This is a genomic window from Flagellimonas sp. 389 (assembly GCF_018449435.1).
Lineage (GTDB): Bacteria > Bacteroidota > Bacteroidia > Flavobacteriales > Flavobacteriaceae > Flagellimonas.
In genome coordinates this window covers 161,667-176,392 of sequence record NZ_JAHCMU010000004.1, presented here as the reverse complement: position 1 = coordinate 176,392, position 14,726 = coordinate 161,667, and the positions used below count along the sequence as shown (strand labels likewise).

Genomic DNA, 14,726 nt, shown 5'->3' with positions numbered 1-14,726 from the left:
GTATTTAGTTGGTTATAAGATGTTTTGGCAAATCTTCTACACGTTCACAGCAAAGCTGGTCCATTACTTGTTTAAACTGTGTTTTCAACATGCTTATGGTATGGTCACCTCCATTATTGCCCAAAGCGGCACATCCATATAAAAAAGACCTGCCCATAAAGGTAAACTTAGCACCTGTTGCGATTGCCCTGGCAATATCCGGTCCTGAGCGCAGACCGCTGTCCATCATCACCTCTATTTGGTCTCCATAGTTAGTTGCAATTTCGGCTAGCGAATTAATGGTGGATTCGGCGGCATCCAATTGTCGGCCACCGTGATTGGATACAATGATACCGTCAAAACCTAATTTAATGGCATCTTCGGTATCCTGTGCGGATGCCACTCCTTTTAATACCAGTTTTCCTTTCCATTTATCGCGAATTGGTTTTATCCGTTCCTCGTTCAAGCGACCGGAAAAGGTCTTATTCATGAACTGTCCCAACTGTTTTAGGTTCAAACCTTCGGGGGTATAAGGTTTCAGTACATCAAAAGTGGGCTGGCCATATTTTAGCGTATTGATTGCCCATGTAGGTTTTCCTAAAATCTGGAGAATATTGGCAAATGACATTTTAGGCGGTAATGCTAGACCGTTTCTTATATCTCTGGGGCGATAGCCAAAAGTTGGCACATCACAGAGCAAAACTAAAACCGGGCAGTCGGCAGCAGCGGCTCTATTAATTATATCATCCCTTAACTCATTTTCAGCTGGATTGTAAAGTTGAAACCAGGCCTTACCTTCAGTAAGTTCGCTTGCTCTTTCAATATCCATAGTGGTCACCGTACTAAGTATAAAAGGAATATTATGCTTAAGAGCCGATTTAGCAAGAATCTCTGGTGAATTTGGCCACATGAGCCCTTGAAGTCCAACTGGGGCAATGCCAAAAGGGGCATCAAACTCCATACCCATCACCGTTGTTTTTGCAGAACTAATACCTCGATTTCTAAGATATCGTGGCTGCAACTGTACTTTACGAATATCCGCAGTATTTCTTGTGATACTAACATCTTCATTGCAACCTCCGTCCAAATATTCAAAAGCAAACTTTGGAATCCGTTTTTTAGCCTTTCTTCTTAAATCCTCAATAGAGGGGTAATTTGAATTGAATTCATTGGCCATACTATACTATTTTAAAATGAAGGGAACATGCTTTTTTAGCGCATAATTCTTTCTTAAAAATTTGGAGTTCAACTTTGAACCGGATATTGCGATGGCCGCACCCAGTGCTGACCCCAAAGAAGAGTCCGTAGTTCGCAGTTCCATATTTCTAAGGTAATGCGACACCAATTTTATATAAACATCATTATCGCTAAAACCGCCATCAATATAAAGCTGTTCAATATCATCATCTCCCATGGCTATTTTTATACTTTCTACTTGAAGCAGTACCAATTCCACCATTAACTGATGGTATGCGTGCTCAAACTTGTCATAACTGTAATTTGTCTCAGGTGGCATGTTTACATTGTTGATTCCTTCCCATCTAAAACAATGTGTAAAGTCCTTTATAATGGCAAAAAAAGTATCGTAATCGAATTCCACTGTTTTATGATAATCATCGGAGACACCAAATTGTTTGGAAAGAAGCTTGGTTTGAATAATATATTCATTACCCAAAAACATACGGCTGGCCTTTACGGGTTTACCATTGATCCGCATATAGTTGATACAGTCTTTTTGGATATCTTCTTCAGCTAAAAGTTTTTCGGAAAACGGGTTTAAAGCTATGCTCCAGGTTCCTGTCGAGACCAAAATAAACTTACTTCCAATACTCCTAACATAAGGCAATAATGCTGCTGAGCTATCGTGAATTCCGATACCAAGTTTGATATGTTTACCATTGTAGTTCATGTTGATACTGGTCGCTGCGGAAACTATGGGAGGAAGAATTCTATTTATTCCCTCTGCATACACCCAATCATGATAGTCCTTCTTGGAATAATCCCAAAGCCCTGTATGGCAACCAATACTCGTGTATTCGCTCAAGGGGATTCCGGTAAAAATGTAACTGATGTATTGTGGAAGGTGCAGTGAATATGCAATTTGTTTAAAGATTTCAGGCCTTGAATGTTTTAACCAATATAATTGCATTCCCGAATTGAGCATCCCTGCATCCGATGAGCCCGTAGCTTTAGCAAATTCAGGTTGCGGTCCGTATTTCTTGTAAAAACCCTCCAACAATTTCCCATCTAGGGGTTTTGTATAGTTGTACAATGGTGTCAATACTTTACCGTCCTCATCCAAATGAACAAAACTCGCACCATAGGTTGAAAAGTTTGTCGCCGTTATGTTATGTTTTTTGTTCTGGAGAATTCTATCAAAAACCTCTTTTAACCAAGCTTGAAGTGCATTCAGGTCCTCTGTTGGATGTCCGTCTTCATCTTCAATAAGGTCAAACTTTTTGTATTCCCGATAAACCTCTTGATAATCTTCATCAAATAAGAACAATTTCTTGTTGGTCTTTCCAATATCGAATACTGCAGTTAAGTCAGTTTTCATAGTTCATTTTTATAAGCCCGAAGCTACCGAATCCTCACCCCTTTCCTGTATCAACTGGTGGCGTACAGCCAAAGAACGATAAGCCTCTATCGGTCGTAAGGCTCCTCCCCTATTGATTCTTGCTTTTTCGAGCAAAGGTCTAACATCGGTGCGATATGCATCTTGGAGAATTTCCTGACATTTCACCACATCATGCTGCTGTTGCGCCTCTAACAATTGTTTTTGGTCAACCAATAACGCTTTTGCATATGCTTCTTGAATCGCCTCAAGCGACTGTATCAAATCTTCTAAGGGGTCTTTGATATTGTGACTTGCATCTATCATCCATGCGGGGTACGGGTTTTGTGGATTGTTTTCCATCCCATAGACCAGCGCATTAAAAATTAAAAAGAGGGCATAAGGTTTTACGCTACCTACGGTTAAATCGTCATCTCCGTATTTACTATCGTTAAAATGAAAGCCACCGAGTTTTCCTTTCATCATCAAAGTAGAAACAATTTGCTCTATATTGGTGTTGGGTAAATGATGGCCTAAATCGACCAAGCTATAAGCCTTATCACCACAAGCATTTGCAAGCATAAAGGAAGTGCCCCAATCTTGAATAACAGTGCTGTAAAAGTTGGGTTCGTAAGGTTTGTATTCTATAAAAAGCTTCCAATCGTTGGGTAACTCTTTGTAGATTTCCTTTAAACTGTCTTCTGTATGCTGAAGTACAGTTTGGAAATTACTCTGCCCGGGAAAATTTGAACCATCCGCCAACCATACCGTTAGGCTTTTGGAGCCCAGTTTGTTTCCAATTTCCATGACCTCAATATTATGCGCTATAGCTTGGTCACGAACTACGCTACTTGTATTGGAAAGTGATCCAAATTTGTAACTTTCTTTCGCTACTTTTTGATCTTGAAAGGTATTGGAGTTCACTGCATCGAACAGAATGTTATGAGAGGAAGCCAATTCCTTTATCGCAACATAATCCTCAGGAACGTCCCAAGGGATATGGAGCGATATTGCACCCGCAGTTTGTGTCAACTTGTGAAGCAACCCAACGTCATCGATTTTTTCTTCCAACCGGCTAGGCTCTCCTTTAAAACCAAAGCGACCAAACCTTGTGCCACCTGCACCTAGTGCCCAACTTGGAACCGCAACTTGAAAATCTTCAAGCTTTTGGACAATGGCGTTCACATCTTTTCCTTGTTTCGATAAAACAGCACCCAATGCATTTAATCTGTTCTCATGTGCCAAGAGATGTTGGGTATTGACTTCTTTAATTTGACTCTCTTTTATCCTCATAAGTGATTTCTTTCCTTTTTTTGTTTAAAATAAGCTTCTACAGGCATTCACCCATAGAAGCTTGAAAAAAAATAACTAAACAAACTATCTTACGAATGCGTTGGCCATTCCACCATCCACATTTATTATATTTCCGGTAGTCTTATCTAAAATAGCTACACAGGCGAAAACGCCATTTGCAATATCTTCAGGATAAATTATTTCGTTAAGTAAATTTCTTTTTGCGTAGTGGTCCGGCAGTTCATCAACTGAGATTCCATAGGCCTTTGCACGACCTTCTGCCCAATCACCTTCCCAAATTTTGCTCCCCACAATAACCCCATCTGGATTGACGACATTTACTCTTATTTTATCTTTACCAAGTTCTGCGGCAAGTAAGCGCGCCATATGCTGTTGTGCCGCTTTCGATGTCCCGTAGCCTACATTATTTGGCCCAGAGACCAATCCATTTTTGCTTGCAATACTAATAAAATTACCGCCAAGACCTTGACTTCGCATGATGGCAACACCTTGTTTGGCCAATTCAAATTGCCCTTTGACCAAAACATCTTGAAGGATATCCCAATCCTTCTCAGTGGTCTCTTCCAAAGGTTTCGAAATTGCCAAGCCTGCACTGTGGACAACAATGTCAACACCACCAAAATCCAGACAGGCTTTTTCAAAGGCATCAGAAATAGAGTTTTTGTCAGTAACATCACATACGGCGTAACTTGCCGTATCTCTTCCATAAGTTTCCACCGCTTCTTTCAGTCTATCTTCTGCAATATCGGTCAGGACCACATTGGCACCTTCTTCAGCTAATTTATCGGCAATAGCCTTACCAATACCACCGCCCGCTCCGGTTACAATAGCCACTTTTCTGGATAATGGTTTTTCTTTTGGCATTCTTTGTAGTTTGGCTTCTTCCAAAAGCCAATACTCAATATCAAATGCTTCTTGTCGCGGTAAGGATGTGTACTCGGTTATTGCTTCCGCACCTCGCATTACATTAATCGCATTTATGTAAAACTCACTTGCTACTCTCGTGGTCTGCTTATTTTTGGCAAAGCTGAACATTCCAACACCCGGATAAATAATAATAACCGGATTTGGGTCTCTCATTGCTGGGCTGTTATCATGTTTACAGCTTTCATAATATTCTTTATATTCTTGTCTATATTTAGTAAACGCGGGCGCTAAGCTTTTAAGGACTTCTTTGGAATCTGATAAGTCGGCTTTCCTATCTAGGTCCAAAACTAGAGGTTGAATCTTGGTTCGCAGAAAATGATCGGGACACGAAGTTCCCATAGGAGCCAATCGTTCCAAATCATTACTATTGATGTATTCCAAAACAATATCGCTATCCGTAAAATGACCTATCATACGGTTTTCCGATGAACACAACCCTCTCAATAAAGGAAGAAGTTGCGCTGCTTTTTGGGAACGCTCTTCCTTAGGAAGGCTTTCTATTTTTTGACCGCCAAACACGCTACCGTTCTCTTTTATTTTTTTATCAATATATTCAGAGGCCATTTCAATTACTTCAAGACTATTAAGATAACACTCGTATGAAGTATCCCCCCATGTAAACAAACCATGACTTCCCAGAACAATTCCGCGTATATCAGGGTTTTTATTCAAACATTTCTCCAATTGTAGACCTAAATCGAAACCTGGTCTCTGCCATGGAACCCAGCCCATAGTATCGCCCCATATTTCTTTGGTAACTTTCTCGCTATCCTTCGCAGCAGCTACTGCGATAAGTGCATCCGGATGAAGATGGTCTATATGTTTAAAGGGCAACAAACCGTGCAATGGTGTATCAATGGAAGGTGCTTTACTCTTTAAATCATAGATACAATGGTTAAAGAGACCTACCATACGGTCTTCATCGGAGAGGCCTCCGTAAACACTTTTTAAATCCCGTAATCTCTCCGTATATAAACCTGCAATCCCTGCCTTGGTAAGCGTTCCTATATCTCCTCCTGAACCTTTTATCCACATTACCTCAACCTCTGCGTTGGTCAGGGGATCTCTTTCAATGGTTTTGCAGCTTGTATTACCACCTCCATAGTTAGTGATTCGTAAATCTGCTCCAAGAATATTAGATCTATAAAGAAATAATTGCACTTGGTCATCACCTAGATTTGCCGCATGTGCATCATCCCAGAGATAGTCTACATGCTTATATGTTTTAACCTGCATTGGTATTGATTTTAAATGTACCGATAACGAAAATATACCATGGGAAAAGACAAAGCATCCTGTACTATGCTGATAGCTAATTTTACAAAAACAAAATTATGTTTTGTCCATTTCTAAATTTTTAGAATATATTCGAACAACATTTTATAATCTACAAATAAATACCTTGGAAAGATTGGAATACATAAAAATAGACACCAACTCGAGAATTCCAAAATACAAACAAGTAATGGATTCGATACTGAAGAGTATTCACAAAGGTAGTCTAGGTATGGGGGAAAAAATACCTTCCATCAATGAGCTAAGTGAGGAGTATTTGTTGTCGAGAGATACTGTTGAAAAAGCCTATGGCCTTTTAAAAAAACAAAATATTATTGTATCCGTAAAAGGCAAAGGATACTATATCGCGAAAACTGACTTATCCATTCAGGCAAATGTTCTTTTTCTCATCAACAAATTGAGTACTTATAAGATGCGTATTTTCAATTCTTTTGTTAATACGTTAGGTGCGAATGCAAAGGTGGATCTTGACATTTACCATTGCGAACCGATAGTCTTCAGCGATATTCTTGAGAAGAAAAAGAATTTATATGACTACTATGTAATAATGCCTCATTTTAAAAATGAAAATTTACAGCATATGGGCTGTACCGATGACATCCTAAAAGCTATTCATGCAATTCCCAATGGAAAACTTATCATTATGGACCGTAATCTTAAAAGTTTATCCAAGGAGGCGGGTAGAATCTATCAAGATTTTACTGAAGATATCTTTAATGCATTAACTACCGGTTTTGAAAAATTAAAAAATTATAAAAAAATTATACTCGTATACCCAAATAAGGCCATTTACCCCTACCCAAAAGGAATAGTAACTGGTTTTAAAAGATTTTGTATTCAGCATGACATAGATTACGAAATTCTTTATGAGATATATGACGGTATGGAACTGCAGTTGAAAGATCTTTATATTATCATTGAGGAATCAGATCTTGTTAATCTGGTAAAGCAGATTAGGGATAGGCATTATAAACTAGGTGAGGATATCGGTATTATTTCATACAATGACACACCATTAAAAGAGTTATTGGGGATTACGGTCATAAGTACAAACTTTAAAAAAATGGGTGAGGAAGCTGCCAACATGATTCTGAAAAACAAATCAATTAACGTTAAAAATGAATTCAACTTCATTGACAGGTTTTCGGTTTAGTACAAGAGAAGAAGTTTTGGAACTAGCAAACGTTTTTTAGAATATTCAAAGACTACCTTTTTTTTGTGATGAATCCCTAATAATTAAATTGGGTTTTAGAATTATAGTTTTATTTTCCGATTCATTATCCTTAACCTGAATTTTATCCAACAATAAACTGCAAGATATTTTACCTATTTCAAAACCTAATTGATCTAACGTTGTTAATGAAGGTTCAATCATTTCAGAAACAGGTTCATTACTAAAGCCTACTATAGCGATATCTTCTGGTATTTTCTTGTCAATACTCTTTAAATATTTCATGGCTCCAATTGCAGCTAAATCATTTGCAGCAAAAATAGCATCTATAGCAGACTCAGTTTTTATAAGTTTTCCTGCCATCCTTTTCCCATCCTCTTGCATTAAGTTCGACGTAATTACAAGTTTGGGGTCAAAAGGGATACCATAACTTTCTAACGCTTTTTTATACCCAGCCAATCTATTTTTATAAATCTCTAAGGTTTGTGGGCCAGAAAAATGAACGATTCTTTTACAGTTATTTCGAATAAGATGACTCACAGCCTCATAAGCACCTGCAAAGTCATCTATCAAAACCTTGTTACTGTTCCTCATATCGGAACAATGGCGGTCAAAAAAAACAAAGGGTACACCAGCTCGTTCTAAAATTTCTAAATGGGAACTTGTTTCGGTTTCCATAGAAACTGAGATTAAAATTCCATCTACTCTATTTGAGAAAAGGTTATTTACTATTTTTTGTTCACGTTTATGTTTCTCCAAGGATTGAGAAATAACTACATTAAAATCGGCATTATGTGCCATTTCTTCTATCCCTGCAATTGCTGATGAGAAAAAACTTCTAGAAATTCTGGGTACTACAACCCCAATGGTATTACTCTTGTTCTGTCTTAGGTTGGATGCTAATAAATTAGGTCTGTATCCCAATTCTTCAGCTTTCTTCAGAACTTTTTTCTTAGTTTTTGAATTTACCCTATCACTATCATTTAAAGCTCTAGACACAGTAGAACTATCTATATTTAAGATTTCTGCTATTTCGTGTATTGTAACTTTTTTCATTTGAAAATTTTAATACAAACGATTGTATAAATACAAATTTATTAGCTAATTCCCGATAATTCAAACTTAAATCTGCTTTTGATTAATCCTAGTAATAATAATTTTTTCCACTATCGGGAAAACATTTAAAACTATAATTTCAGCAATTTTTGCTGCTAAGAATTATGATATAATAAAAATCAAGAAGAGATTAGCTATAAAATATCAAAAAAACAGGATGGTACAGGATAGTAAAAGATAGATGTTATTCTATTTTGGACGAGGTAATTTTTATTAAAATCAATAATACAATCGATTGTATTTTATCAACTCTAAGTAATAATGGCGTTTAGTCATTAAACCAAAAATGTATTAAACAATAACAAAACTAAACTTGAAATGAAAAAAAAGTCTAACAAACGATTCCGGTTTGCTGGTTCGGCATTTATGGTGACGATGGTATTATGTATATTTTCCATCTCATCTTCATTTGCTCAGATACAGGCCGTAACGGGAACGGTGACGGATGTCAACGGAGAACCTCTTCCAGGGGTAAACGTAGTTCAAAAAGGAACGACAAATGGAGTATCTTCCGATTTTGATGGTAATTACTCCATAAGAATAGGGCAAGGCTCCAGGGTTTTGGTCTTTTCTTACATCGGATTCAATGCCAAAGAGGTCACGGTCAATGCCACTACCATGAACATAACTCTTGAGGAAGACACCCAGAACCTTGACGAGGTCGTGGTAATTGGTTATGCTGCCGTATCCCGCGAAAAAGTACTTGGTGCTTTATCTACCGTTAAATCTGAAAAGATTGCCGAAGTGACTCCAACAAATGCTTTTGAAGGAATACAAGGTCGTTTGGCAGGGGTGCAAATTGCAACAAACGGTGGGCCTGGGGGTGGTTTTGATATACGAGTGCGAGGTACTTCTACCTTTAGCGCTGGTGGTACGGGACCATTGTATGTGGTAGATGGACAACAGTTGGATAATATAGACAACATTGACCCTAATGATATTGCCTCATTAGAAGTTTTAAAAGATGGTGCTACAACTGCCATTTATGGAACTCGAGGAGCCAATGGTGTTGTGCTGATCACTACTAAATCCGGTAAGGCCGGGGATGTAAGTATCGATGTAAATGTTGTAACTGGTATTAACACCTTAAATGGAGCGATTCCAGTAGCCAATACGAGACAGCGATTGTTTTACGAAGATGTGCGTAGAACGGAGTCGCAAAGAGAAAATCCTACAGGTAACCAGAGGGATTCCTTAAGTCTATTGCTTAGAAATTCATTCGACCTACAAGATTTGATTACCAGAGCTGGTACAAGGAACCAGGTGAACGTTGCTGTGAGTGCAGGTAGTGATAAAGTACGTGCTTATTGGAATACGGGCTTTTTAAACGAAGATGGAATTGTCGTCAATAGTAACTTTAGAAGAATAAACACACGTTTAAAACTTGACTTTCAACCGAATGAAAAGTTAGCACTTAGTTCAAATTTTAACGCTTCATTTGAAGAGTTCAGTGGACTTAGTGAAGGTCAGGTATTCCAACAGTTGGTAGAACGAATCGCCTACTTTCCAATCTTTGAGCCCAATGGTGATTTGACGCCGGAAATTGCAGGTCGTCAAAATCCCGTAGCAGAGGCGCGTTTACGTCAACTTAAGTTAAGAACCTGGAGAGGTCAAAGTTTCAATTCTGCCCAATATAAAATAACTCCTTCATTTTCCATCAAATCTACCTTGGGTATTAACTTTCGATTAAGGAGAAACAACGATTTTCAACCCTTGTTGGTGTTAAACCCCAGAAATACCAATCCACTGGCAAGTTTCAGAGATCGCATCGATTATGATATTCAACAAGAGAACTTTGTGAATTACACGAATAAGTTTGGAAGACACAGCGTCTCATCGTTTGCAGGTATGCAAATACTAAAGCGGTATCAAGAGGAATTTGGTATATCAAACGCGCTCTTTGTTTCTGAAGATATTCAAACCTTCAATAACGTAGATCCAGATGGACTAGGTATTGATGCTAATCAAACCTTTAATACGCGAAGTAATCTTTTTTCACTTTTTGCAGGCTTTAATTATGATTTTGATAATAGGTATTTAATCAGTGCCACGTTAAGACGAGATGGATCTTCCCGATTCGGTGATAATCAAGAATTTGGTTATTTTCCATCAGGTTCCATTGGTTGGCGTGTAAGCAATGAACCTTTTTTGCAAGGAAACAATACTTTAAATAACCTATTATTGCGTGCCAGTTATGGTGAAACAGGTAATGACAGAATTGGCGATTATGAATTTACTTCAGCCTTTGAACCAGGAGCGGTCTATGATGGTATAAGTGGTGTAGCACCAACTCGATTGGGAAATCCTAATCTTAGCTGGGAAAGTACCAATGCCACTAATCTTGGATTTGATTTGGGTATGTTTAGAAACAGACTGACCATCAACTTCGATGTTTGGAGAAAAGACACGGAAGATTTGTTAGCAAGTGTTCCACTACCCGAAGAATCTGGTTTTGATGGAATCCGTCAGAATGTCGGCGCTGTACGTAATCAAGGTATTGATATTAATATTGGTGGCGGTATCATACAATCACCAACCTTTAGTTGGAACACGAATTTCAATATAAGCTTTCAAGAAAATGAGGTAACTAGACTGTTTGAAGGTACTTCATTTCAATCAGGGAATTATTTAATTGAAGAGGGGCAGCCTATTGGTAATATTTTTGGCTTCAAAAATCTTGGTGTCTATCAATACGATGAATCCAATGCCTATACCGATGATGGTGTGCAACTCACCCCCAACTTTAACGGTACAGGGGATTTTGTGAATTATACTCTGAACGGTTCTGAATTTACGGGTAATGTCAATCAGATCAGAAATGATGGGCGGATAGCCGAAGGTGGCGATATTATCTGGGACGATTTGGATGGTGATTTTGTCATCACCACCGAGGATAGACAGATAATAGGTAATGGATTGCCAACAGCTTTTGGTGGTTTTTCAAATGATTTTAGGTATAAGGATATCAGCTTGAGCTTCCTTTTTGATTTTACCTTGGGTAACGATCTTTGGAGAAGATGGGATGAATTACGTAATGATTTGAATTCTTCAAACGAAACCCCTGGCCCAAACCGTATTGAAGGTGCTTGGCAAAACCCAGGTGATGTTACAGTATACCCTAGGTTAACCAGGGTACCACAAAATAGAGATACGCCCAACAGCTTTTTTGTTACCGACGGTAGTTTTATAAAACTACGTTTTGTTCGATTAGGCTATGATTTGCCACAAAAGATATTGGATAGAATAAGCTTTCTTAAAAAATGTTCATTTTTTATATCTGGCAACAATTTATTGACTTGGACAAATTATACAGGTTTTAATCCAGAATTGGGTACTCGGGGCAATCCATTGGAACCCGGGGTGGACAACTTAAGGTTTCCCAATGATCGTGAGGTAATTTTAGGTCTTAATCTTAAATTTTAAAATAACAACGATGAAAATTCAAAATATAAAAAAATATATCGCATTAATGTTGCCGGTTGTTATGGTCTTCATAGGTACGATATCATGTAATGAATTGGTGGATGAGTCACCAATAAGTGAAATAGATCCAAATAATTTTTTTAGAAATAATAACGATGCTCTTGTGGCTATCATAGGAATGTATGATGCCATGCAACCCACATTTAGACTAAAGCACTATTACTGGGGAGAGTTTCGAGGAGATAGCTATATCAACGGAAATGATGGTGCCAATGCCGATAACATAGAATTGACTACAAATGATATTACTTCGGGCAATCAAAATGTTATACGGTGGAACGACTTTTATGATATGATCAATAGGGCAAACTATGCTATAGCCAATATCCCAACTATTGATGGCTTTGACCCAAATCTTCTGGCAGAGGCCCAAGCGATGAGAGCATACGCTTATTTTCAAGCTGTTAGGGTTTGGGGAGCGGTACCTCTTTTCACAGAACCCGTAGTTGCTGCCGGACCAGAGCTACAAAGAGCGCGAACAGATGCACAAACCATTATCAATGAAATTATAATACCAGATATGTTGGCAGCTGAGCAAAATATGAACCTGCTCACAGCTCAATATCGATTTTCTTTAACCAGTATTTGGGGGCTGCAAGCAGAAGTCTATGGCTTTTTGGGCGATGATGTAAACGCTCGGGAAGCATTGTTAAAAATTGTTGATAGTAATGAGTTTAGTTTGGTAACGTCTGCCGAAGCATGGCAGAACCTTTTCCTTAATGATGATATCGATGTTTTTGACCCTACCTCTGAAAGTAATGGACCCCTGAAAGTACAGGAAGGTCCAGAGCTAATAATGTCAATAGGATTCAGTTTAAATGAAGACGCAGGCCAAGGCAATAGAAATAGAGCTGGTATTTATTCTTTGTTTTTTGCAGGTATACCCTCTTACACTATTTCACCTGCTCTAGAAAATAAATGGAGGGAAAAATTCCCTATCGACTCTTTAGGTTGGGTGACCAAATACCCGGATACCGATCCAGTGTTAACAACCGTAAACGAAGAAGGTGAAGAAGAATTCGTCTATGGTGATTTTCGCTATTACCTCTCTAGAGAGAATTATATAAACCTTGAATCAAAAGGTTTAGGTAATGCGAGAGTGGCCAAATACAACAAAGCAAATTATAACGCAAGCTTAGATGATAGCGATATAGTGCTGTACCGCTATGCCAATATAATCTTGTACTTAGCAGAAGTGGAGAACCGCTTAGGAAATTTTACCAGAGCATTGGAGTTGGTCAACGAGCTTAGAACGGCCAGGCAACTTCCTTTAGTAGATACTATTGAATTTGGAGCTACGGAAGATGAACGCGAGCTCTTTATCCTTGATGAGCGTCAATTGGAACTCTTGGGCGAAGCCCAAAGATGGTGGGACCTTAGAAGAACCAATAGAGCAATTGAGCTAATGAACCCTATACTTGACACACTCACTGGAGGTATACCTTTAACCCAAGAAAGGCTTTTGTTTCCAATTTTTGATGATCATTTAATAGAAAATCCGTTGTTGGACCAAACGCCAGGTTACTAAATCACAACATAAACAAAACTAATAACAATGAAAAAAATAGAAATTATAAAATTTTTGGCATTTGCGAGCTTTACCATGTTTTTGTTTGGCTGCGATTTAGATTTGCAAGAAAGGTTCGTTTTTGAGCCAGATGTTGACCTTTCCGACCCATATGCGGACATAACCGCTTGGGAATTTTTAAACTCGGAACCAGCAAGAAGGCTTAACTCTGAAGGTGAACTCAGTGGGGATGGATTCAACTATTTGATTGCTGCCATAGAAGCTGCCGGCATGGTAGAGGAATACAATAGTACTAATTCGGACAGGACCTATTTAATGCTTAATAACAATGCTTTTTTAGGTAATGGTAATGTTATCGATTTGGTAACCGGTTTAGGAGAAGATGACCTTCCCGAGGGAGAAACACCAGCCCAAATAATGGCACGGGCAGATGTGGAAGTACTACGTCTAATCTTGCAGTACCATATTATCACTACCTATATCACCCAAAATGACCCCTTGATTGAATTTAACGTAAACTATGAATTTCAAACCTTGATTCCTGGTGAAGCTGGCAAAATAATTTTGAGGAGAGACGACCGCTTGCGTATTGATGTCAATACATCTCCCGCACCATTACCATCTACTGCGACAGGCAACAATAATAACGAAAGATTACGAAATTATAATTACGTGTTTAGTAACGGTATCGGGCACAGCATTAACGACCCAGTTAGAAATGAACCTTATCCGGCACCAAACGTGAATTAATAAAATGAGTTGAATTAGTTTTTTGAGTTAGCATTAAATCCTCTATAGCTTGTAAATGTACTATGGAGGATTTTGTCGTGAGTGCATACTTAGGTTATATTTTTGGAGAGTACTTTTGCATTAAGGGAAAGTAACCTATTCAGTGCGCATATTCAAAACTCTCTCAAAACTATTGTTTAAGGGTTGTTTAATGGGTAAGTTATAGTCTTCCATAGAACTTTACATAATCCTAACAACTTTACTTAAGGTGTCTTTCTTATTGTTACCAAGCAGAGTTCATACTATGAAACGCTATCGAAAAATCCGATTATTATAAACTAGATGAAAAGATATAATTTTCGATAAAATCCTTTACTCCTGTTTTTCACCCCATCTTTTTTTCCTTAAACGATTGCTTTATGATACTATTCGAAGCATCAACAACTTTGCAGTAAATAAAACCCCAATGAGAATACTGCTAAAAAATATCAAGAAAGAATTTACTCCCGATAATATGACCGCTGCCATTAGCTGTTTCATCATCTCTGTCACAATTTTCTTTATCATGGCCGTCTTGAATAGGGAAACGCTTTTGTAATCAAAATCATGTAAGACAAATTGGTTTGAGA

General features: G+C 38.1%; 10 protein-coding genes. 5 read left to right on the top strand and 5 right to left on the bottom strand.

All coding sequences use genetic code 11. The features are described 5' to 3' along the window. Window positions 1-4: 4 nt before the first annotated feature. From KIM67_RS05335 to KIM67_RS05320, 4 genes are all read right to left on the bottom strand, one after another. Window positions 5-1,156 carry an alpha-hydroxy acid oxidase gene (locus KIM67_RS05335; protein WP_213830310.1) on the bottom strand — a complete coding sequence of 384 codons (1,152 nt, stop codon included), beginning with the start codon at window positions 1,154-1,156 and terminating at the stop codon, window positions 5-7. Between the two features lie 6 nt (window positions 1,157-1,162). Then, on the bottom strand, window positions 1,163-2,536 hold the full coding sequence (locus tag KIM67_RS05330) for an FGGY-family carbohydrate kinase (protein WP_213830309.1): 1,374 nt from the start codon (window positions 2,534-2,536) through the stop codon (window positions 1,163-1,165). A 9-nt stretch (window positions 2,537-2,545) separates the two neighbouring features. Beyond that, complete coding sequence (locus tag KIM67_RS05325) at window positions 2,546-3,826, bottom strand: sugar isomerase (RefSeq protein WP_213830308.1); 1,281 nt, start codon at window positions 3,824-3,826, stop codon at window positions 2,546-2,548. Between the two features lie 84 nt (window positions 3,827-3,910). Continuing rightward, complete coding sequence (locus KIM67_RS05320) at window positions 3,911-6,010, bottom strand: bifunctional aldolase/short-chain dehydrogenase (protein WP_213830307.1); 2,100 nt, start codon at window positions 6,008-6,010, stop codon at window positions 3,911-3,913. Between the two features lie 166 nt (window positions 6,011-6,176). Between KIM67_RS05320 and KIM67_RS05315 the strand changes: the two genes are divergently transcribed. Next, window positions 6,177-7,223 carry a GntR family transcriptional regulator gene (locus KIM67_RS05315; protein WP_256442763.1) on the top strand — a complete coding sequence of 349 codons (1,047 nt, stop codon included), beginning with the start codon at window positions 6,177-6,179 and terminating at the stop codon, window positions 7,221-7,223. 45 nt (window positions 7,224-7,268) lie between these two features. Here the strand turns inward: KIM67_RS05315 and KIM67_RS05310 are convergent, their stop codons facing one another. Then, entirely contained in the window at window positions 7,269-8,297 is a 1,029-nt protein-coding gene (locus KIM67_RS05310; protein ID WP_213830306.1) for a LacI family DNA-binding transcriptional regulator, read from the bottom strand. Window positions 8,298-8,675: 378 nt separating this feature from the next. Here KIM67_RS05310 and KIM67_RS05305 point away from each other — a divergent pair, with 378 nt between their 5' ends. From KIM67_RS05305 to KIM67_RS18680, 4 genes are all read left to right on the top strand, one after another. After that, entirely contained in the window at window positions 8,676-11,780 is a 3,105-nt protein-coding gene (locus tag KIM67_RS05305; protein WP_213830305.1) for a TonB-dependent receptor, read from the top strand. Window positions 11,781-11,790: 10 nt separating this feature from the next. Beyond that, a complete protein-coding gene (locus KIM67_RS05300) occupies window positions 11,791-13,368 on the top strand; it encodes a RagB/SusD family nutrient uptake outer membrane protein (RefSeq protein WP_213830304.1) in 1,578 nt (525 codons plus the stop codon). A gap of 27 nt (window positions 13,369-13,395) precedes the next feature. Then, window positions 13,396-14,118, top strand: a complete 723-nt coding sequence (locus tag KIM67_RS05295) for a fasciclin domain-containing protein (protein WP_213830303.1) — start codon at window positions 13,396-13,398, stop codon at window positions 14,116-14,118. 445 nt (window positions 14,119-14,563) lie between these two features. Beyond that, window positions 14,564-14,695, top strand: a complete 132-nt coding sequence (locus KIM67_RS18680) for a hypothetical protein (protein ID WP_256442757.1) — start codon at window positions 14,564-14,566, stop codon at window positions 14,693-14,695. The last annotated feature ends 31 nt before the right edge of the window (window positions 14,696-14,726 follow it).